This window comes from Streptomyces sp. NPDC001858, assembly GCF_053594615.1.
Genome location: NZ_JBSFEV010000030.1, coordinates 61,784 through 82,543 on the forward strand (window position 1 = coordinate 61,784; position 20,760 = coordinate 82,543).

A 20,760-nucleotide genomic window follows, 5' to 3' on the forward strand; every position below is an offset into this window, starting at 1 on the left:
GCACAGGACCGCAGGTAACGCCAATGGCGAAAACCTCCGTACGCAACGTCGCGGATTCGGCAGGGCTCAGAGGATCGATCCGCAGGATGTCGTATTGTGCGCGGCTCGCTTTGACTCCCGGCGGGCGTGCTGACCAAGGGGCGTTCCTCCTCGTCTCCTCAAGATCCGTATCGCGGCTGGCGCCGGGATCCGAGGCACTGGTCCGTACCGAATCATTGCCAGCTGGAAGGTTTTGACTTTAGTGTGGCCCACGCTTCATTTGAATCCTTTCAATCGAGGTGCTCATGACCACAGCAAGACCATCGCGTCGCAGGCCGATTGCTCGGCGTGCGGCGCTTGCCGCCACCGGTGCCTTGGCTGTCGCGGGGATGCTCGTTCCCGCCGTGGCGTCCGCCGGGCCTGCGGCCCCCGTGTCCGTGTCCACGGCTGCCCATGCCGACGGGGCAGCCGCAGGCGCCCAGCAGGCGACGCTGTCCGCGGCCACGTTCGCGAACCCTCCGAAGAGCGTGCGCCCCCTGTACCGGTGGTGGATGCCGCTGGCCTACACCGACGACGACGAACTGCGTCGGGAACTGCGCGACATCGCCGCGGGCGGTGGCGGCGGCGTCGAGGTCTCGCCGTTCATCGTGCCGGGGGCCGGCAATCAGAGCAACGCGTTCCTCGCCAAGTACGGCTGGGGGACACCCCTGTGGGCCCACAAGATGGAGGTGATCACCGACGAGGCCGCCAAGCTCGGTCTGCAGGTCGATCAGAACCTCGGCCCGCAATATCCCGCCACGGTGCCGACCCTCAACAGCTTCAACCAGAAGCAGGCAGAGCAGCAACTGATCTACGGGCGGGAGTTCGCCGCCGCCGGGACATCGCGCAGCGGCGCGCTGCCGGCGCCGACCACGGCGCCCCTGTCGGTCACCGCGCCGGTGTGCGCGCCGTCGTCTCCCGGCGACAAGATCCTCCGTCTGCAGAACCTCGGTGGGTTCGCACCGGGCGACACGGTGACCGTGGGCGCCGGAGCGACGGCGGAGAAGGTAGTGGTCAAGGGCCTCGGAGACCGGACGGCTGCCTGCGGGGACCTGTCGGTCTCCGCACTCAAGTTCGCGCACGCCTCCCCGGAGCCGGTCGTCGACGTGGCCCGCACCACTCGCGTCAGGACACTCGTGGCGCAGTGCGCGACAGCCTGCGCGGCCGACGGAACGACCCCGGTCAAGCTCGATCCGTCCTCGGTCCGGGATGTGACCGGTCGGGTCACGGGCGGACGTCTGGACCATCGCTTCCCCACCGGCAACGGGAACCCGTGGGTGGTGATCGACATTCAGCAGACGGCCTCGGGCCTCATCGCCCAGCGGGGCGGCTACACAGCCACGCAGCCGAACTACGTGCCCGACCACCTGAGTCGGGGCGGTGTGGAGATCCAGACCGAGTTCTGGGACGACAGGATTCTCACCCGCGCGGTCCGGGCCAACCTCGACAAGATCGGCCGGGGCGCCGTCTTCGAGGACTCCCTGGAAATGGGCAGCACGCAGAAGTGGACCTGGGAGTTCCTGAAGGAGTTCAAGAGCCGCCGCGGGTACGACCCGACGAAGCTCCTCCCCGCGCTGCTCGGCGCGGGACAGCAGGGCAACCAGGCAGCTGTCTTCGACCTGGGCAGCACCGGCGCGAAGGTCCGGGAGGACTACCGCGAGACGGTGAGTGACCTGTACATCGACCGCTATGTGACCCCGATGCAGCGGTGGGCCCGCGGCCACGGACTGGAATTCCGGGTGCAGCCCTACGGCCTGCCGATCGCGGGAGGCGCGGCGTCCGCCGCAGCGGGTGTGACCGAGGGCGAGTCCCTGGGCATGGGGAACTTCCTCGGCACCGTCGGACCGGAGCAGGGCTTCCGCGCGCTCGCGTCCGGTGCGCACTTCAGCGGTGAAAACGTGGTCTCCTCGGAATGCTGCGCGGTGTTCCAGGGCAACTACCGCTCCTCCGTGGCCGGTCCGCAGGTGCCCGGCATGTTCGGCGAGGGCGGTGACGGGACACAGGTCGGTGGGAAGTACTCCAACGGTCTGCTCGACAGCGTTTACAAGGGCTACGCCGGCGGAGTGAACCAGGTGGTGTGGCACGGCTACGCCTACCGGGACGCTCCCGTGGGCGTGGGCACGAGCGGGCGCGACGGTTCCTGGCCCGGCTATCACCCCTGGGACATCTTCGGCGTCCTCAACGTCAACGACGAGTTCGGTCCCCGCCAGGCCAGTTGGCCGGACTACAAGAACGTCAACGACAGCCTGGGCCGCACCCAGCTGGTGCTGCGGCAGGGCCGCGAGGTCGTGGACCTGGGCGTCTACTACAACGATATCGGGAACTCCGACCACGAGGTGCCCGGCGTCGCACAGCACCTTCTCGGCAACGACTCGGCCACGGCGTCGGCGGGATACACCTACGACTACGTCGCTCCGGGATTCCTGGACGAGCCGCACGTGAAGGTCTCCGCCGACGGCGGCTTCAGCACCGGGAAGGCCACCGAGAAGGCTCTCGTCCTGAACAACCAACAGACGCTCTCGGTCGCGAGTGCCAAGCGCCTGCTCCAGCTCGCGCGGCAGGGGATGCGTATCTTCGTCGTCGGTGACGCGCCGAGCACCACACCGGGCGCGACCCCGGACGCAGCCCAACTGCCCGGTCTTGTCAGCAAGTTGCTGTCCCTGCGGTCGGTCAGGACGGTCGACGCCGAAAAGGACCTGCCGGCCGCGCTGGCAGCCGCCGGCATCCGTCCGTACGTGGCGCCGGCGAAGCCGACGGCCTCCCTGGGGCTCGTACGCCGTGCGGCCCGCGACGCCACGTACGACTTCGTCTACAACCGATCCGCGTCGACGGTCGAGACCGACCTCACGCTCAGCGGCACGGGACTGCCGTACACGATGAACACGTGGACCGGCCGGATCGAACCGGTCGGCAACTACACGAGCACCCCCGACGGGGTGAAGGTGGTGCACGTACGGATCGCGCCCTACGACAAAGTCATCCTCGCCTTGGCGAACCAGAAGGCCGGCCTCCGGACGGCCGCGCCCCTGCACGCGGTGAGCAGCGACGGCGACGTCGTCTCCGTCGACGGCACCACGATGACGGTGCGCTCCGCACAGGACGGTCGCGTGACGGCGAAGCTGAGCGACGGCACCACCCGCACGGCCGATGTGAACGGTCTGGCGCCCGCGCGGCGGCTGAACACCTGGACGCTCGACGCCCAGACCTGGACCCCCGGCGCGAACCAGTACACGACGGTCAAGACCGACCAGCCCCGCCAGACCCTGACCGCGAAGGACGACGGAACCCTGCCGTCGTGGCGCGACATCACCGCACCGGTCGACCTGAGCAAGTCCTCCGGCATCGGCGTCTACACCACCACCGTCGACCTGCCCCCGACGTGGAAGAACACCGATGGCGCCTACCTCTCACTCGGCAAGGTCCTCGACACCGCCACCGTCACGGTGAACGGGAAGCCGGTGACGGTCAACCAGTCGGACCGCGACCGCGTCGACCTCGGCAGGACACTCGAGCCGGGCGGCAACACCATCGTGGTCAAGGTCGCCACGACGCTCTTCAACGCCGTGCGCGCCTCCGGTGACAGCAACTACCAGACCTCCGACTGGCAGAACACCGGCCTGATGGGCCCGATCACCCTGACGCCCTACCGGGACAGCGTCCTGGCCGCTCCGGGCAGGACGCCGTAGCCGACGCGTAGGCGGCTGGGAGCGCCTGACCAACGGGTCCTGACCCCGACACCCGCAGGAGGGGTCGCTGACGCCGTCGCACACCTCACCGCGCACCTCATCGCGCACCTCATCGCGCGCAGTCCAGCGCGCTGTTCGGCCTGGTCCTGGACGGCAAAGCGCCGTCCAGGACCAGGCCGGCGTTCGTGAGTTGGGCGGCGGGAGCGTCCACGCGGCGCGCGTGCCGACGGGTCGGGGCCGAAGCAGGGGCGGGCGGGGCCGGAGCGGGAGTGGGTGGTCGCCGCCTTCGCGACCGGCGCCATCGCCGCCGGGCCGGCGGCGGGAGCGCTCGTCCGCCGGCTGGGCTCGGCGCGCGTCGCGGTGGCCGGCACGCTGCTGACCGGCGCGGGAGTCCTCGCCGCGGGCCTCGCGGAGACGGTGGCGATCTTCGCGGCGGCGCTGTTCCTGGCCGGAGCCATGGACGCCTTCACCGACGTCGCCCAGAACGCCCACGGTCTGCGCGTGCAGCGCCACTACGGGCGCTCCATCATCAACTCCTTCCACGCCATCTGGTCCGTCGGCGCGGTCACGGGCGGCTCCATGGCCGCCGCCGCGATCGCGCTGGACCTGTCGCGCGGGCAGCACCTGTTCCTTTCGGCCGCGGTCTTCGGGGTCGCCGCCTGCGCCGCCCTTCGCTACTGCCTGCCCGGCCTCGACGCCGGGCCCGCGGAGAGCGCGGACACAGACGGTGACGCGGACCCGCGCGGGGAGCGGCCCCCCGCCCTCACCGGCCTGCGGGTCGGATACCTGCTGGCAGCGCTCGTCGTCATCGCCACCGCCGGCACGCTGGTCGAGGACGCGGGCAACTCCTGGGCGGCGCTCTACCTCGCCGGCTCCCTGCACGCATCGGTCACCCTGGCCGCCTGCGGATACATCGCCCTGGTCGGGGCCCAGTTCATCGGCCGCATCATCGGTGACCGGCTCGTCGACCGGTTCGGTCAGTGCGCGGTGGCTCGCGGTGGCGGGCTTATCGCCGCGGTGGGCATGGGCCTGGCGCTCGCCGTGCCCACCGCGCCCGGCACGATCCTCGGCTTCGCCGCGGCCGGGTTCGGCGTGGCCACCCTGGTACCGGCGGCGATGCACGAGGCAGACGAGCTGCCCGGCCTCAAGCCGGGTTCCGGACTGACCGTCGTCTCCTGGCTGATGCGCCTCGGCTTCCTGCTCTCCCCGCCGATGGTCGGGCTCGTCGCCGACGCGACCAGTCTCCGCGTGGGGCTGTTGGTGGTCCCCTTCGCAGGCATACTCGTGATCCTGCTGAGCGCAGTCCTCCCGGGCCGCCGCCGGTAAGCCCCGTCCACTGCGTACGCGGGCGCCTCCATGCCGTCGAGTGTACGTTCGTACGCTCGACGGTGTACGCTCGTACGCATGCCGACGGACCACTTCGCGGACGACCCCCGCACGAACGCGCAGCGCATGGAGGCGGGCGACCTCTACATCGCCGACGACCCCGAGATCGGCCGACGACAGCAGCGCGCCGTCCGCCTGGCCGCCCGCTACCAGGCCGCCTACGCCGAGGACGTCGAGGGGGCCAAGCCGATCCTGGCCGAGCTGCTGGGCTCGCTCGCGGCCGAGGCGCACGTCCGCCCACCGCTGTACGTCGACTACGGCAGCAACATCACCATCGGCGCCCGGACCTTCGTCAACTTCAACCTCACCGCCCTGGACGTCGCGGCCATCACGATCGGCGAGGACTGCCAGATCGGGCCGAACGTCCAGTTGCTCACGCCCACTCACCCGATGGAACCGCAGCCGCGCCGCGACAAGCTGGAGGCCGCGAAGCCGATCACCATCGGCGACAACGTCTGGCTCGGCGGCGGAGTGATCGTGTGTCCGGGAGTGACCATCGGGGACAACTCCGTCATCGGCGCCGGAGCCGTCGTCACCAAGGACGTCCCCGCCGATGTCGTCGCGGTCGGCAATCCCGCCCGCGTGGTGCGGAGTCTGTGAGTCTGTCGCCATGGCCACCGGACACACCGACCCAGAGCGCCGCCCGCGCATCCTCGACGCGACCCTCGACCTGATCGCCGAGGAGGGCATCGCGCGCGTCTCCCACCGTAAGATCGCCGCCCGCGCCGGCGTCCCGCTGGGGTCGATGACCTACCACTTCAACGGCATCGACGACCTGCTGCGCGAAGCCTTCAGCCGCTTCACGGACCACATCGTCGCCGTCTTCGACACGTATCTCAGCGCACCGGCAGACCCCGACCAAGCCCGCAAGGCGGTCGCCGACCTCATCCACTCCCTGTCCGAGGGAAGTCAGCGCGACCTCGTCCTGACCCAGGAGCTGTACACCCTCGCCGCGCGCCAACCCGCCTACCGGGAACTCACCCACGAATGGATGCGCCGCAGCCGCGTCCACCTCGAGAAGCACTTCGACCCGAATACCGCACGCCAACTCGACGCCCTGATCGAGGGCTTGACCCTCCACCGCGCCCTGGCCACCGAACCCCACGACCGCGCCCTCACACTCGAGGCGATCACCCGCATCACCGACACCGGCATCCGGGTCCCCTGACCGCCCGTGCGGCACAACCCTGACCACTGCGCCGCAGCACGGGCCGCAGCCCGAACGCTCCTCGGTCGGGCGCGGTGGGGAGCCCCCGGCGGGTACGGCGAACGCCGAGGCGCGATGGCTCCCTGTGGGAGCCGCCGGGAACGGACCACCGCGCCCCGCTGGGCCGGGTGGCGCGAGCTGGGGCGGGCACGGGCGTAAGGCACGGAGGCGGCCGACGGCCGGGCTAGACCCGCAACGACGCGGCGTAGCTCGCGAAGCCTCCCCCTCCCCGGGGCAACAACCGCACGTCCTACCGGTTCGCCTTGGTGGCGGTGGGCGGAGCTTCGCCTTCGACGGCGATCGCGCGCTACCTTCGGAGAGCGGCGGTTCGTCTCACACGTACGTTGGACGAAGAGGTTCGGCGGAGCGGGCAGAAACCCCACGAGCGCGGGCGCTGGACCCGAACCCGGCCTTCGACGCCTTCGAGGGGGCATCGCCCCCGGCAGTACCCCTCTTGGCGGTGCTCCCACGGAGTTCTCACCACGGCCTTGCTCCTCGTGCGGCGCCTCGCAAGAACAGCCCTCTGACAGGCCTTTCGGACGCCCTCCAGCCGCTTCAGTCGGAGGGGTTCTCCGGCTCGGCGATCTCCAGGATCACAGCGGGAAGCTCGGCCTCCAGGATTTGTCGGTGTGGCAGGGAGAGGCCGAAGTGTCGTTCGATGATCTCCAGTGCGGTGCGGTGCACTTCACGGTGAGGCAGGTTGTCGTCTGGTAGTCCGGCAGCGGCCAGCATCTCCTCGACGCGTATCGCCACCTCGCGGTCACCGTCCACGCCGTCGTATCCCCATGAACGGTCCAGGTGGAGATTGAAGGCACACATGAGGCGATCGTCATGAAGGTAGGAGAACTGCGGCGGCACAGGCTTGCCGTTCGCCTCTTCGAATTCCAGCTGGAAGACGTGTGCACCATCCCGAGAAACAGGTGGTTCCGGGCCGAACTCCGCCTGCCAGCCACCGTACTTGACCACGAACACCCATTCGTCGATCTCTCCATAACGCAGACCGATCGTGGGGTAGGGATCCCAGGGGCCGTCCTCCACGATATCGATCAGTTCCTTGCTGGTGAGGCGGGCCAGACTACGCGGCGTGCGCGTCGGCCCGAACACTGTCGCGGTCAGCCGAGACACCAGCTCTTCGGCGTCCAACCCTCGAGCGAGCACCACGCTGTAGCCGCCGAAGGCGATCGACTGGGGAGCGGCAAGCCATGCAATTCCGTCGGTCATAGCGATCATCGTGACGCACTCGTACCGGGCGTGTCACGAGGCAACGGGAACGCCCAGCAGCAGCGGAACAGAATCGTCCGCCAGATCTACGATCACGCTTCGGCGTGAGCCGGCGGAAGCGGTACCGCAGCGGCCCGTCCGACGCCCGATGGGCCCTGAGCGAGCCGACGTTGAAGGCCCGGAGAAAGGCCCGGCTCAACCGCAGGCCCGCAGGCCCGCCGGGCAGCCGGACGCTTTCCGAGGCGGGCGACACTGGTTGCGTGATTATCGAGCGCGCGTATGCCCATCTCTCCTCGTACGACGAGGGGACCTGGCCTTGGTCGGTGCCGTGTGTCCGGCAGCTTCTCGACGAAGGGCTGCGGTTCACCGCACCGGTGACTTTTCTGGTGGGTGAGAACGGCTCGGGGAAGTCGACTCTGGTCGAGGCGTTGGCGGAGGGCTTCGGCCTGGACTCCTACGGCGGCTCCCACGACTGGCGCTACGCTTCCCCGCGCGGTAAGTCGGCCCTCGGCGAGCGCATGAGATTCGACGCCGCCTCGGGGCGCGGGCGCCGTATGGCCACCAGTTGGTCAGCTCGCAAGGGTTTCTTCCTACGTGCCGAGACCGCGCTGGACGCCCTGGGCAGGGAGGGGTTCTCGCCGGACCATGTCAGCCACGGTGAGGGCTTTCTCGCGGCGTTCCGCGGGAAGTTCCTTGACGCCGGGCTCTATGTTCTCGACGAGCCGGAGGCAGCGCTCTCCTTCTCTTCATGCCTCGAACTGATCGGGCACATCGACCGGTTGGCCAAGGAGGGCGGCCAGGTCGTCTGCGCCACGCACTGCCCGTTGCTGACCGCACTGCCGGGCGCGGACATCATCGAGGTCGGTGAGCAGGGTATGCGGAGGGTGGCGTGGGGGGAGCTCGGCGTCGTGGATCACTGGCGCCGCTACCTCGCCGACCCGCAGTCCTACCTGCGGCACATTGTCGAACCGTAGGCGGGGTCTCCCTCGGCCCTCGTCGCGTGGGCGATTGATCCGTGACAAGTCAGTTGGCACAAGTTTCGAAGTCCTGGCTTGCGGGGTGAAGGCGGTGGCTGCCCTGGAGGCGTGGAACGAAGCGCGATGACCGGTGCTGTCGGGGCGCACGCCTGGGCGTCCCCGCTGAGCTCGGCCGGAGGGTTGTGGTCGCATCGGGTTTCGTGGAGGACCTGCTTCACTCACCCCGAGCCGGCCGTCGGCGCCCGTGCCAGCACCTACGCCTACGGACCATCCCGTAGCCCCGGGCAGAGCGGCTTGTGCCGCCCAGCCGACTTGGAACGGGCCGGATGGCCAGGTCCTGACCGGCCGGTCATGCGACCGGTCCGGGCACCGGTCCGATCCGGGGCGTCGGGAAACTGGGAGGCGCCGGCCCGGGGGATTCTTGGCGCGGTGGCCTGGTAAAACAGGGACCGTGGGTACCCAGGAGCGAGACCGCAAGGTGTATCGGCCGCTGCGGCAGGCCGGCCTTGAGGTGCTCCCGGACGCCGTTCCGGACGGCACCATGCCGTTCGTCGCCGGATACGGTGCCGAGGACGTGGTCGGCGGCTTCTCTCACCGGTACGACACCCCACGGCTCGTCGAGCGGCTCAATGAGGACTGGTACGACCTCGCCGTCTCCTCGGGGCTTCTTGATGACCGGCGTGCGTTTCTCGTCAAGCTTCCACAGGGCACGCGCACGCACCGGGCCGCCCTGCGGAACCTGCACCGCGACAGCGCCGCACCGACGCTGTGGACCCGGGTTCGGCTCCTGGACACCTGGGACATCATGGGCCGGGGCGCGGCATCGGCATTCCTCGGCATACACGCGGGCCACCCGGGCTTCGCCATGATGGCTCTCGACGGCAGCGTGTACGTCACTGCCTCGACGGGCGAGATCGGCGTCGATGTGCTCGCGGTGCGCCACCCGGACCGTTCGGAGAACATCCTGCAGCACCTGGAATGGATCACTCTTCGCGACAGTCCCTACGCCAACCGCGAGTTCAAGGAGCGGATCGCGGTCTGGCTCGCAGGCCGCGCACCTGGCGCTGTCAGCCGTTCAGAGAGAACGCTCGCTGGAAGATCAGGCGCGGGCACCGATCGGGCCTGAGGAGGGCCAGGACGGCACGGCTGATGCTGCCGACCAGGTGGCGGTGGTCGGCAACTGCGCGCCCCCTGACCGCGGCGAGCAGGAAGGCCGGAAGATCCTACGAAGCGCCCTCGATGTCGTTAGTACTGCAACGGTGTCTCGGTGAGAGCGGATGCGCTCAGGACTGTCCCCGAATCCGAATCCGAACCGGCCCCGACCCAGCCCGGGCCGCGGTGTCCGCGCCCATGCCGAACGCCTCCAGAGGATTGGACGGGTCTTGGAGTTGTTCGCGCAGGCTGCCAAGGCCGTGAACCCCTGCGGGGTGTCGTCACCAGAACCGGCCTCCGATCTGGTTCCACGCCGGCGGCCGGCCGTTCGTAGAAGGCACGATCTCGCCGTCCTCACCCCCGAGGTCACCCCAGTAGCGAAGACGACCGACGAAGACGTGGTCCGCACCCATGACTGCCGACAGGCCCGCAAGCCGCTCGTCGACCTCGGGCGACTCGATCCCGGGATCATTCACGCGCAGGTACTTGATGGCCTGCGGACTGCTTTGGCCGTCAGTGCTCGGCTCGGCGTCCGGAACGAGCACCCAGCGGGCCCGGGTGGCAAGTTCGGCCAGCTCCGGTTCGCCCAGCCCGTGGGGCGCGACCTGGCACTTTCCCCGAAAAGTGTCCTGGTCGACCAGCTCTGTCAGCCGCGCGAGCGGGACGGGCGGGCGCAGTTCGATGGTTCCCTCGACGAGCCAGTCGTAGCCCATGGACGCTCCTTCGTTGAGTCGTTTCGGTGGTGTGTCGGGCAGGACCCTTGAGCCGTCCGTCGCTCTACTGGCTCCGGCTGATGAAGGCGCGCAGCCCGGCTCGAGGGTCGGTGGAGATGATCCAGGTCTTGTTGAGCTGATCGGCCGAGCGAATGCCGGTGAGAAGCAAGTCGCGCATCTGCGCGACCGCTTGGCTCCTCGCTGCCGGGATAGAGCCGCACTCCTCCGCGGAGTCGTCAGCGGCCCTCAGCGCCTGGACCAGTTGTTGCTGCCAGGCTCCGACGCGGTCCCACGCGTGCATCTCGCCCTGCGCGGACCCGGCGTACTGCAGACCGACCAGATCCCATCCCTGAGCCTGCGACAGGGGAGTGTCCGCGGACACCCAACTCGTGGCTACTTCCGCTGCGCGCTGAGCGAGTTCCTCGTCGGACATCTCGCAAGCCAGAGCGATGGGTTCTGAAGGTGTCTCGTTCACGATCCGTAGATTATCGTCGTGATGACGATAATATCAAGGTGCGTTTTCCTGACCTACGGGATCCTGTTCCTGCACCGGTGCCTGGTCCGCAGCTGGCGATCGCCCGGAAGACCGGTCATCGCCCTCGCCGACCGGATCCCCGCCCAGGCCAACCAGTCGGACTTGCCCGAGCAGCCGGACTACCCCTGCATCCTCGCCGTCTTCAACCAGGCAACCGGCCCACTTCGGGCCCGCGACGTCTGCGAAGCCTCCGTATCACCATCGACCGCCCCCTCAGAAACCGGCAGGCGCCCCGGGAGCGGATCGTGAGAAGGTGCGGTTCGGACCAGCAGAGGGGGAAAATGGGGCTGACCTACAGCTATGACATCTACCTGCGTCCCCGAAACATCGCCACGGCGCTGGCCAATCTGGCCGAGCTGGCGCCACCGTCCCGTCGCGTGCCGCCGCTTGAGCTGACACTGCCCGGCGGCGAACGGCTCGTCCTCCCGTTCACCTCCGACTTCAAGAGCGAGCCGGTCGACTGCTCCACCAGCAGCACGCTCGAGCTCGACACGTCCATCATGTTCGACGTCGATGACGCACTGCGCGAGTACGCGGAGACGGGCGGCCCTGAACCCGAGGCGGACGGGCGCATCCAGATCGGGTACGTCTACCTGACGATCCGGTTCCAGTCCTTCCTGCATCCGCGTTACGCGTCGATGGACTTCTGGGCGGCGACGTCGGAGATGAGCCGCATGTTCGCGCGGTCGGTTCGCGTCAGGGAGGCGTTCACCGGCCTCACCGCCGCCAGCGGCGGAGTGTGCTGCCTGTTCGACACCGGCGACGGCGGCCCCGAGCAAGTGTGCTGGCTCAACGGTGAGACAACCCAGGAGATGATCGCCGGCCCCCGCTTTCCAGATCGGCGCGCCCTTGTGGCGACTTGGCCTGACCCCGACCCGTGAGCACCGGCCCCCAGCGCGCTGGCCCTGGCCACCCGCCTCGGCCTCGCCAACACCACCTTCCGCCGCAACTTCCCCGGCATTTGCAGGGCCTCGTTGCGGTGGGTGGTCGACTACCCCGGCTCGATGGGCGGGCCGTCGTTGGCGAGCGCATCCGGGAGGTACTGGCTCCGTTCCGAGTGCGGACGAGGCTGCAGGTCAGGCAGACCAGACCCGCGGGAGGATGGGCCGGGATGTCGAACGCGGAGGTGCGCGAGTTTGCGGAATCCTGGATGCCTTGAGCGTTGAACCGGACCGTGGTTGCCGCCCTGGGCGGTGGTGGCGTGCGGGTTTGTGGGGTGGTGGTCTGATGTCGGCGGTCGTTGTGGGCGCGGGGTTCGACAAGAGCCCGGGGCTGTTTCTCTCCTGACGATCGGTGCTGGAGCTTCCTATGGCAGCCCCGGCACGACATCTTCCTCGGCTACGGTGCGCCGGATCGAAGACAGGCGTGAGAAGGGGTCAGTGATGAACACGGTGGGGGCTCCGACCGGCGCGGGCGCGCTGAAGCGTCGTCTGGGTGTGTCCGACGCGGTGGTGATCGGGCTGGGCTCGATGATCGGGGCCGGGATCTTCGCTGCGCTCGGCCCGGCGGCCGGCGCTGCCGGATCCGGGCTGCTGATCGCCCTGGCCTTGGCGGCGGTCGTCGCGTACTGCAACGCGACGTCCTCGGCGCGGCTGGCCGCCTTGTACCCGCAGTCCGGGGGCACCTACGTCTACGGGCGTGAGCGGCTGGGCGACTTCTGGGGCTACCTGGCCGGGTGGGCCTTCGTCGTCGGCAAGACCTCCTCCTGCGCGGCGATGGCTCTGACCGTCGGCGCCTACCTGTGGCCCGGCCAGGCCCACGCGGTGGCCGTGGCCGCCGTGGTGGCACTGACCGCGGTGAACTACGCGGGGGTGCAGAAGTCCGCGCTCCTCACCCGGGCCGTCGTCGCGGTCGTCCTGGCCGTGCTCGCTGCCGTGGTGGTCGCCGCCCTGGCCTCCGCCCGCGCGGACACGGCGCGGCTGGACATCGGCTCGGAGGCCACTGCCGGCGGAGTGCTCCAGGCTGCGGGCCTGCTGTTCTTCGCCTTCGCCGGCTACGCCCGCATCGCCACCCTCGGCGAGGAGGTCCGCGACCCTGCCCGGACCATCCCGCGCGCCATCCCGATCGCGCTCGGCATCACCCTCGCCGTCTACGCTCTGGTCGCCGTCGCCGTCCTGATGGTGCTGGGGCCGGCTGGGCTCGCGGAGGCCACCGCCCCGCTGTCGGACGCCGTACGGGCCGCGGGCGCCGGCTGGCTGGCGCCCGTCGTTCGCGTGGGCGGCGCCGTCGCCGCGCTCGGTTCACTCCTCGCGCTGATCCTCGGGGTTTCCCGCACGACCCTGGCCATGGCCCGCGACCGGCACCTGCCGCACGCTCTGGCCGCGGTGCACCCGCGCTTCGGGGTTCCGCACCGCGCCGAACTGGTCGTCGGGGCCGTCGTCGCCCTGCTCGCCGCGACGAGTGACGTGCGCGGCGCGATCGGGTTCTCGTCCTTCGGGGTCCTGGCCTACTACGCCATCGCCAACGTCTGCGCCTGGACCCTCACGCCGCAGGAGGGGCGGCCCAACCGGCTGGTCCCCGTCATCGGGCTGGCAGGCTGCGCGGTCCTCGCCTTCGCCCTGCCCTTGAGCACGGTCATCTCCGGCACTGCCGTCCTCGCCCTCGGGGCTGCCGTCTACGGACTGCGAAAGGCCTGGACCAGCAACTCCCGGTCCTGACGACGGCCCCGCGCCCGTGGCGGCAGGTTATCCACGCCTCCGGCTGAGTGCCTGTGCAGGTCGGTACAGAGTCTGGGCGGTGTACAGGGCGCCGGGGGTGGCGGCAAGGGTGCCGGGGAGGAGGTGGAGCGCGGGTTCGGGCAGGTGGAGGTTGGAAGCGGGCGCCGGGCCAGTTCGCCGCGCATGGTGCCGAGGCGACCACGGTCAGCGGGGTCACGGCCATCAGCGGCGCAGATCCCCAAACTCTCGGGGACAGCCTGGGCGACGTCGCCGCTGTCATCTCCTTCTACGCCGTGTTCCTCGTGGTGATGGCCTTCGCGGGGAAGGACGGTCAGGTTCAGGACGGTGGGTCCGATGTGGTGGAGCCGGTCGTCGGCGTCGAAACGGGTCGCGCAGGGCCTTGGTGGGAGCGGCTGGGGCACCTGTGACCGCGCCGGTTACGACCTCGGTCGTGTGCCGGGACCACCCGTGGAGCGTCGGCATTCGAGAGCTGCGGTATGTGCCCGCAGGGCGAGCGGCCCCGCATCCGGACCGCCTCACGTCAGCGGTGACAAGGCGTGCGGTTCTCGCGGCAACGGGTGTCCCGTCTCGTTGGCGATGAGGGAGGGGAGCTGCGTGATTGCGGGTGCCGCACCGATGCCGCCGAGTGGCCTGTGCCTGACCCTGGTTTTGCCGAACTAGGGCGCGCGGTCATCGCTTCCCGTAAAGAGTCTGCGCGGGTAGCCGGCCGGATGATGAGGTGGCACGGTGACCAACCACTATGCGGAGGTGACTGTCCGACCGTTGACCGTCGCCTGGGTGAGCCGGCACCTGGAGGCCGGTGAACGAGTGGTCAGAACCGAGGTGCTGCACGGTGGTATCACCGCCGAAGTGCGGAAGCTGACCATCGGCACGCGAAGCGGAGGCACGCGTGACCTGGTGCTGCGGACCTTCGTCAACGTGGAACACGCCGAGGACTGGTTGGACCGGGAGGCTGGTGCCCTGTCCCTGCTCCCGGGGACCGGCGTGCCGGCTCCTGGACTGGTCGCGGTTGATCCGACCGCCGCGCATTGTGAGTATCCGTCGCTCCTGATGACACACCTGGCGGGTCGGACCGTCCTCGACGACGAGGGATTGGACCGGCGCGTCCCCCTGCTGGCCCGTCAGCTCGTGGCGATCCACGCTGTGCGACCCGCTGCGCCGCCCCGCGAGTATGTGACGTTGACGGCCGCCGACACTGTCATGGTTCCCAAGGGTGCCGACTCGGCGGCATGGGCAGCCGCCGTCGACCTCATCCGCAGGTCCCCGCCGCCCCGTGAAGGGCGGTTCCTGCACCGGGACTTCCAGCCGGGAAACGTACTGTTCGACATGCCGCCTTCACAGTCGGCAGACGTCCGGATCACGGGGGTCGTCGACTGGGCGGCGAGCTCCTGGGGCCCGGCAGATCTCGATGTGGCGCACTGCTCCGTCAATCTCGCGCTGCTGCACGGCCCGGCGTGGGGTCTACGGTTCCCCGAGGCGTATGAGCGGGCTGGCGGGGAGCTGGCTGCGGACGCGGGCGAGCGGCTGTACTGGCTGGTCCGGGACGGGCTGGCATCGTCAGAAGAAGTGCAGTCGGTGGCTCAGACATGGCGAGCGGCGGGGAGGACAGAGCTGACGACGCGAGCCGTGGAGGAGCGGCTGGATGCTTATGTCACCGCACTGATGGACGTGCCGGGCTGAGCCCAGGCGTGGCTGTCTTCCTGACCGGTGGGTGAGAGAGGATCAGGGGCATAGCAACCTGGCCCATCAAGTGCGCAAGAGGCAACTGTGGTTGACGGAGCGCAGGCGTTCCAGCTCTTCCGGTTCGCAGACAGGGCCCGAAGTGTCGCCGTTGAGGAACCGAGTGGCCGGCCGGTGGCCGCAGCGCCCGGCTGGACGTGGTTGCTGGTGACCCGGTAGACGTGACCGTGCACGACTCGCCGTCGACGCAGAGTGCGGTGCGTGTACCGATCGACGTCGCCTCGGACTGGCTGGAGGTAAACCGGTTGCCACCCCCACTGCTGGAGCAGCTCCAAGCTGCAGCACCACCCGCAGCACTGACCTCGTCAAGGCCGTCCTCACCCTGGAGCTGACCGCCTCAGCCTGAGGAGGAAGCCTCACTGCCTCCTATACTCCTGACGTGCTTGATACCTCGAACCTCTTCCACGTTTCGTCCGTGCGCAATCGGCAGTCGATCGCACAGCATGGCCTGGATTGGACCCGGATGGGCGCGGCACGGGGAATCGCCGGCAGCCGCCGCCCTGAGGTGGAGGGGATCTTCGTCTGTCAGGGCGAGGAGACAGCAGAGTTCTTCCTGCAGATCAACAACACCGGTGGGCCGGTTGATATCTGGTCCGTGGACGGCATCGACGAGGGGCTGCTCCTCGACAACGGCAACGGATTCGTCTACCTGCCCGGCCGCATACCAGCCGCGCGAGTCCGCCTCGTGCGATCAGACGTTCCTCCGCAGCCCGGTTTTTGACCTCGCGCGGCGGTACGGCTGGGGGCAGGCCCCGCGGAATCTGGCTGCGAGTTCGGCGATGGTCCGGCGGACCATCGCCTTGGCCACGACCACCTTCGTCTCGAAGCCGGACCGTGTCGTCGATGCCAGCCCGCCGGCATCATTCCCGGGCGTCCGTCCAGGACGTGGGCAGACGTGGGCAGACATGGGCAGATACAACCGCCGGTCGCTGAGCGTGCGTCCGCGATATGTCGCATAGGCGAGGAACACCCCGATCTGGCTGTTCTCGGTGAGGGCGGCGGTGCCGGAGTACTGCCCTTCCACGTCGGCCGAGCGGATGCCCTTCTTGGGGAAGCCGGTGTCGTCGACGATCAGGACGGCTCCCGGTCTCCGAGGTGTTCGACGACGTACTCGCGCGCGCACGTCGTTCAGGACCTCGCCGGCGTCCCACTCGATCCGGCTCAGCAGCCGTTGGATGCGATAGGGCCCGCGTGCCCGGCCTCCTCCGCAAGCGTCCAACTGTCCTCCGCTGCAGCGGCGCAACGAGCCCCCGCATGTGCACCGTTGCAGTACTAGTTGCCCTGGCCGTGCCGTTGGCGCGGGCGAGGGTGTCGCACGCCCGGCCCGGTAAGGGCGTTGTCACAGGTGGCGGCTATGTTGCAGCTCGTGACGTACGCGAGCGGGGGAGCGGCAATGGTGGTCGAGGTGGGGTACGCGCAGGCGTGGGATCCGGAGACTCGCGTCCCCTGGCGGCCGATATCCGAGGAAGAGGCCCGTGAGCGGGATGCCGCCGGGCTTCCGTACGTTGTGGTGTATCGGGCGGCGGGCCGAGAGGCTCCGCTGGAGGTTCGGCTCGTCTCCTGGCGGGATCACTATGTCGGGCTGTGGGTCTACGACGCGCAGGGCCGCCGTACCTACGACCTGGACATGCGGCTGCTGGACGACCCGACGCGGCTGCTGCGCCGGTACGCCGTCCGCTGGCACTACACCGGCCCGGAGATGGCGGAGTTCGACGAAGCGTGCCCGCGCATCGCCGTTGAGCTCTTCCCGGACGGAAGAGGCCGGCGAGTGGAGGAGTCCCAGGGCAAGCGCGGGGGTTCCTACATCACCGTGCCCAGGGCCGACGATGACGAGCGCTGGACGGACCGGCCCGCCTTCACAGAATGGCCCCTGTTCTCCGCCCGGTTGCACGGGCTGACGAAGCCGCCGGTATTCGAGATCGTCGAGCCGGCCGCGGCGGCCGCGGCGGCCACCGAGGGCAGGGGGCTTGCGCCCACCACCTGCTGGCGTCCACCCCGCCCCGCGCAGCCAGGACCGATCGGTGAGCTGTTCCGGGCCGGAGTGCGCGTGACCGACGGATACCACCCCGAGATGACGATCGTGGAGCCACGCCGCATCGGCACCCTGCGCGTACCCAGCGGGCTGCTCGCTGTCTCCGGCCCGGACATCGACCACGAAGACGGCCCGCACATCACGGTCCCCGTCCTGCCCGGGGAGTACGTACTGGAGGAGGCGCAGGCCAGACACACCTACCACTGTGAGTGGGAGGGGAGCGAGGTCACGCGCATCGACACCATGGCCGTCCGCCTGCTCGTCAGCGAGGCCCCCGCCGCGACCTGGGAGATGGCGCTCAGGCCCGACGACGACCCCCGGCTGTTCATCGAGAACCAGATCTCCGGGTTCGACACCGACGGCGCCACCGGCTGCTTCGCCGATGCCGGAGCCTGGGAACCCCTCCTCGCGCTCTTCGAGAAGGGGCTGATGCAGGCGGACCCGGACCCGGACCTGGACCCGAACGTCTACGAGGACATCAGCGACTCCATGTACCTGCTGCGTATCCGGGACCAGGCTTCCGGCGGTGAACTGGCGGCCTTCGCGACGACAGGGGACGGCACCTATCCCGTCTGGCTCGGCCGTTCCGAGGTCGGCGAAGTGGTCGGGGTCGCAGTGCTGGTGGAGGGGATGCCCGAACTGCTCCCAGAAGGCGAAGCCGCCGCCGGTGCCTGACGTGGCCTACACGTAATCCGGGGACCCGCAACCGTGTACCCACGGACGGGACCTCCACGAACAGGTAGAGGAAACCGGGAGCCGAAGCATCCGCGCGACCGGCACCTGACCTGCGCACCACGCATGGCGACCCCGCTGAGCGCACACTTGGCCGTACAGGCGGCCTACGACGGCGCTCCGTCCCAGCTGAGCCAGGGCCCAGTCGGCGGCCGGGGCCGGCTACGGCGGTGAATTGCTCTGGCTCGTTCCCGATGCTTGCACGAGGTCGGTAGCGGGGCCCGCCCCTCTTCGACACCGCGTGCGTCCACGGCGCTGAGGTGTGCCTCACGCTCGTCGTGGTCCCGGCACACTGGGACTGTCCGGTCTTCGCTAGGGGCCGGACGTGGCCGCCCTGTCGGAGGCGCAGGCCGACCGAGGTCGGCTGCTCGGTCAGTTGCCTCTGGCTGAGGCACCGGCGCTGGGTGAGGGTTCCGTGCTCAGGCTCACGGGATCGAGGTGGGGCCGACGACCGTGGTGTCGTGGCCCGGGGCGTGCTCCTGCAGGGCGAGGTCGGCGTGGGCGCCGAGGAGGGCTGCAGGGTGTGCTGAGTGACATCAGCGACGTCGTCGAGACAGGGTGCAGGCCTAGGGCCTGTCCGGCCGATCATGCCGCAGACGCGGGGTGTGGCACGCACATCTGCGGCGTTGTCGTCGGTTGCCGACGCTCCGCGTCGACGCCCTCCTCCGCCTTGCAGCTGCACGCACCACACCCCGCTCACCGGTGCTGATATGTGCCGTTGCTTTCCTGCGACTTGATCGGCCGGACAGGCCCTAGGCGCGCGACCTGTGGGCCGGGGCGGATGCCGGGCCCTCCCAGTAGTGGGTGGTCCGGTCGTCGTGCGCCGGGTTCAACTCCGTCCCAGGAGCGCCCGGGTTGGGCGGTTGGATGCGGTGGATGGGGGCGGCTCGTGCACACGTCAAAGTTTGCACTGGGCATTCGCCTGTCCTCGACGACCTGGTCCGCGATACCGCGGCTGGCGCCACCGTGCCGGTCCAGTTCCGCAACCCCAACAAGACCCACCGCTTCTGGACCACACGCGCAGACCACGAGCTCATGGCTACACCATCCGTAGCAGTCACACCGAAGGCACCGGAGACACCCACCGTGAGGTCCTCCGGCCTCCTGGCCACAAAGCCCACTGTTCCAACCCTGGAAACGATCGTTCCGCGGACCGCCGGGGAGACCGCGCAGCCAGACCCCGAACCGCGTGCCGATGCAAGCCCCGAGCCGTGGGAAACGCCAGTTGAACGTCAGCGTGTGGCCAACTCTGCGCGGGGACGCCCTTCACCAGCTGAGCGATCACGAGGAGCGCAAGGGCAACGGCATCTCTGGCTCGAAGCCGCCCAGGCCGCCCAGGCCGCGCAGGCCGCTGTCACGTGGCACGCCTTGGCTCGAGGCCTCAACCGGTTCGACGTCGAGCAGACCGTGTGAGGCGCAGTGTGCGATACCCAGGCGTGAGCGGATCCGACGGCCTTGCGTAAGGACGAGTACATCGCCCACGTCGGATTCGCCCGGCGGTTGGCCGCTGCCAGCCCGAGCGTTGCCGAGGCGTGCGATTGGCGGCCAGCCGGCCTCGTCGGGTTCTGTTTGACCTACGATGACGCGGTGAAGTTCGTCATGGTGCCGGGTGGCTGGCAAGGTGGATGGGTCTTCGACTCGGTGGCTGCCGAGCTGCACCGAGACGGTCACCACGTCGAGGCGGTGACCCTGGCAGGGCTGGAGTTGGACGGCGCAGTCGATGTGGACCGTCCGCCGAACCTCGACACTCATATTGACCAGGTGGCCGAGATCATCGGCCGGAACGACGAAACGCCCCTGGCACTGTGCGGGCACAGCTACGGCGGAATGGTGATCGCAGGCGTCGCGGATCGGCTCAGCGACCGCCTCGATCAGCTTGTCTTCATCGACGCCTACGTCCCGGACGACGGGGATTCGTGTTGGTCTTTGACCAGCGACAGCTTCCGGGAGTTGTTCATTGCGGGCGCCCGCGCCGACGGTCGATGGGTTGCAGTCCCTGACGGGCTCGACCGTCGCGCGCGACCGCATCCCATGGCGAGCTTCATCCAGTCGATCAGGCTGGGAGGCAACCCCAGCCGCGCCCTCGGCCGGACGTTCATCAGCGGTGGCGCGTGGGCAGGTAGCCCGTTCGTCACCCTGACCGAACGGCTGCGCAACGACTCGGGCTGGCGGGTTCACGAGATTCCCGTTGGTCACAACATCGCCCGCCGCGACCCGCATGGCCTCGCGGCCGTTCTCGGTGCGTTGTCGACCGACTCCTCCTGACGCACGACCGTTCACTCCGCGGTTCCGTCGGGTTGATTTTGTTGCCGTGATGGTGAGTTGAGCGTCCTGGCAGGGTGAGTGAGTCACCGAAGCCCGTGCGGAGCTCTTCGCCCTGGTGAAGTGAGCCGACGCGTTCCCGTCCCACGTGCTGAGCGCGGCGCAGAAGGACTTCAGTGAACTCACGCCGCTCGCATCGCCATCCGACACGAACAGTGACTCCACCTCACCGCGGCAGGAATCCAGGAGGAGCGGCGGTCTCGGCGGCGGGGAGTGAATGCGCGTCGTGCACGGACGCTTGCCTCGGTACCTCAACGGGCTTCACGGCGTGCGGTGTTACACGTGTCCCTCCGTGTCCCTCTCCGATCACATGCCCTCTTGCTGGGCGTCGACCGAGCATGATCACATTCGGTCGAACACA

16 protein-coding genes and 1 pseudogene are annotated in these 20,760 nt (G+C 69.2%); 13 read left to right on the plus strand and 4 right to left on the minus strand.

Annotation, left to right across the window (positions count from 1 at the left end; translation table 11 throughout):
* The first annotated feature begins 368 nt into the window (after positions 1 to 368).
* The 4 genes from ACWCPF_RS32660 to ACWCPF_RS32675 all read left to right on the plus strand — a co-directional run bounded on the left by ACWCPF_RS32660 (position 369) and on the right by ACWCPF_RS32675 (position 6,258).
* Positions 369 to 3,704: a glycosyl hydrolase gene (locus ACWCPF_RS32660; RefSeq protein ID WP_451048713.1), complete on the plus strand. Its 3,336-nt coding sequence runs from the start codon at positions 369 to 371 to the stop codon at positions 3,702 to 3,704.
* 273 nt (positions 3,705 to 3,977) lie between these two features.
* On the plus strand, positions 3,978 to 5,030 hold the full coding sequence (locus ACWCPF_RS32665) for an MFS transporter (RefSeq protein WP_451048714.1): 1,053 nt from the start codon (positions 3,978 to 3,980) through the stop codon (positions 5,028 to 5,030).
* A 78-nt stretch (positions 5,031 to 5,108) separates the two neighbouring features.
* A complete protein-coding gene (locus tag ACWCPF_RS32670; protein WP_451048715.1) occupies positions 5,109 to 5,690 on the plus strand; it encodes a sugar O-acetyltransferase in 582 nt (193 codons plus the stop codon).
* Positions 5,691 to 5,700: 10 nt separating this feature from the next.
* Positions 5,701 to 6,258, plus strand: coding sequence for a TetR/AcrR family transcriptional regulator (locus ACWCPF_RS32675; RefSeq protein ID WP_451048716.1), 558 nt, complete (start codon positions 5,701 to 5,703; stop codon positions 6,256 to 6,258).
* A 594-nt stretch (positions 6,259 to 6,852) separates the two neighbouring features.
* Here the strand turns inward: ACWCPF_RS32675 and ACWCPF_RS32680 are convergent.
* Positions 6,853 to 7,518 carry a hypothetical protein gene (locus ACWCPF_RS32680; RefSeq protein WP_451048717.1) on the minus strand — a complete coding sequence of 222 codons (666 nt, stop codon included), beginning with the start codon at positions 7,516 to 7,518 and terminating at the stop codon, positions 6,853 to 6,855.
* Between the two features lie 260 nt (positions 7,519 to 7,778).
* Between ACWCPF_RS32680 and ACWCPF_RS32685 the strand changes: the two genes are divergently transcribed.
* Positions 7,779 to 8,492 carry an AAA family ATPase gene (locus ACWCPF_RS32685; RefSeq protein ID WP_451048718.1) on the plus strand — a complete coding sequence of 238 codons (714 nt, stop codon included), beginning with the start codon at positions 7,779 to 7,781 and terminating at the stop codon, positions 8,490 to 8,492.
* A 454-nt stretch (positions 8,493 to 8,946) separates the two neighbouring features.
* Positions 8,947 to 9,621: a hypothetical protein gene (locus tag ACWCPF_RS32690; RefSeq protein ID WP_451048719.1), complete on the plus strand. Its 675-nt coding sequence runs from the start codon at positions 8,947 to 8,949 to the stop codon at positions 9,619 to 9,621.
* Positions 9,622 to 9,928: 307 nt separating this feature from the next.
* On the opposite strand, the gene ACWCPF_RS32695 is transcribed toward ACWCPF_RS32690, so the two are convergent.
* Both ACWCPF_RS32695 and ACWCPF_RS32700 read right to left on the minus strand, forming a co-directional pair.
* Complete coding sequence (locus ACWCPF_RS32695; RefSeq protein ID WP_451048720.1) at positions 9,929 to 10,360, minus strand: hypothetical protein; 432 nt, start codon at positions 10,358 to 10,360, stop codon at positions 9,929 to 9,931.
* Between the two features lie 64 nt (positions 10,361 to 10,424).
* On the minus strand, positions 10,425 to 10,835 hold the full coding sequence (locus ACWCPF_RS32700) for a hypothetical protein (protein ID WP_451048721.1): 411 nt from the start codon (positions 10,833 to 10,835) through the stop codon (positions 10,425 to 10,427).
* A 341-nt stretch (positions 10,836 to 11,176) separates the two neighbouring features.
* On the opposite strand from ACWCPF_RS32700, the gene ACWCPF_RS32705 reads away from it, so the two are divergent.
* From ACWCPF_RS32705 to ACWCPF_RS32725, 5 genes and pseudogenes are all read left to right on the plus strand, one after another.
* Positions 11,177 to 11,776 carry a hypothetical protein gene (locus ACWCPF_RS32705; RefSeq protein ID WP_451048722.1) on the plus strand — a complete coding sequence of 200 codons (600 nt, stop codon included), beginning with the start codon at positions 11,177 to 11,179 and terminating at the stop codon, positions 11,774 to 11,776.
* A gap of 501 nt (positions 11,777 to 12,277) precedes the next feature.
* Complete coding sequence (locus ACWCPF_RS32710; RefSeq protein ID WP_451048723.1) at positions 12,278 to 13,552, plus strand: APC family permease; 1,275 nt, start codon at positions 12,278 to 12,280, stop codon at positions 13,550 to 13,552.
* Between the two features lie 747 nt (positions 13,553 to 14,299).
* The gene (locus tag ACWCPF_RS32715; RefSeq protein ID WP_451048724.1) at positions 14,300 to 15,253 is read left to right on the plus strand and encodes a phosphotransferase family protein; all 954 of its coding nucleotides are present in this window, start codon (positions 14,300 to 14,302) and stop codon (positions 15,251 to 15,253) included.
* Between the two features lie 170 nt (positions 15,254 to 15,423).
* Positions 15,424 to 15,645 (plus strand): annotated as a pseudogene (locus tag ACWCPF_RS32720) (DUF5959 family protein); the annotation flags it as partial.
* Between the two features lie 47 nt (positions 15,646 to 15,692).
* Positions 15,693 to 16,034, plus strand: coding sequence for a hypothetical protein (locus tag ACWCPF_RS32725; RefSeq protein WP_451048725.1), 342 nt, complete (start codon positions 15,693 to 15,695; stop codon positions 16,032 to 16,034).
* Here the strand turns inward: ACWCPF_RS32725 and ACWCPF_RS32730 are convergent.
* The gene (locus ACWCPF_RS32730) at positions 16,005 to 16,532 is read right to left on the minus strand and encodes a transposase (RefSeq protein ID WP_451048726.1); all 528 of its coding nucleotides are present in this window, start codon (positions 16,530 to 16,532) and stop codon (positions 16,005 to 16,007) included. The two genes, ACWCPF_RS32725 and ACWCPF_RS32730, sit on opposite strands and share 30 nt — an antisense overlap.
* 135 nt (positions 16,533 to 16,667) lie before the next feature.
* On the opposite strand from ACWCPF_RS32730, the gene ACWCPF_RS32735 reads away from it, so the two are divergent.
* Complete coding sequence (locus ACWCPF_RS32735; RefSeq protein ID WP_451048727.1) at positions 16,668 to 18,020, plus strand: DUF4241 domain-containing protein; 1,353 nt, start codon at positions 16,668 to 16,670, stop codon at positions 18,018 to 18,020.
* A 1,512-nt stretch (positions 18,021 to 19,532) separates the two neighbouring features.
* Positions 19,533 to 20,342 (plus strand): alpha/beta fold hydrolase, encoded by an 810-nt coding sequence (locus ACWCPF_RS32740; protein WP_451048728.1) that lies wholly within the window; start codon positions 19,533 to 19,535, stop codon positions 20,340 to 20,342.
* Positions 20,343 to 20,760: the final 418 nt, after the last annotated feature.

Excerpts from the sequence above, each read along its gene's own strand:
- ACWCPF_RS32660 (WP_451048713.1), top strand. The coding sequence starts at position 369 with ATGCTCGTTCCCGCCGTGGCGTCCGCCGGGCCTGCGGCCCCCGTGTCC.
- ACWCPF_RS32670 (WP_451048715.1), top strand. The coding sequence starts at position 5,109 with ATGCCGACGGACCACTTCGCGGACGACCCCCGCACGAACGCGCAGCGC.
- ACWCPF_RS32675 (WP_451048716.1), top strand. The coding sequence starts at position 5,701 with ATGGCCACCGGACACACCGACCCAGAGCGCCGCCCGCGCATCCTCGAC.
- ACWCPF_RS32680 (WP_451048717.1), bottom strand. The coding sequence starts at position 7,518 with ATGACCGACGGAATTGCATGGCTTGCCGCTCCCCAGTCGATCGCCTTC.
- ACWCPF_RS32695 (WP_451048720.1), bottom strand. The coding sequence starts at position 10,360 with ATGGGCTACGACTGGCTCGTCGAGGGAACCATCGAACTGCGCCCGCCC.
- ACWCPF_RS32705 (WP_451048722.1), top strand. The coding sequence starts at position 11,177 with ATGGGGCTGACCTACAGCTATGACATCTACCTGCGTCCCCGAAACATC.
- ACWCPF_RS32710 (WP_451048723.1), top strand. The coding sequence starts at position 12,278 with ATGAACACGGTGGGGGCTCCGACCGGCGCGGGCGCGCTGAAGCGTCGT.
- ACWCPF_RS32735 (WP_451048727.1), top strand. The coding sequence starts at position 16,668 with ATGTTGCAGCTCGTGACGTACGCGAGCGGGGGAGCGGCAATGGTGGTC.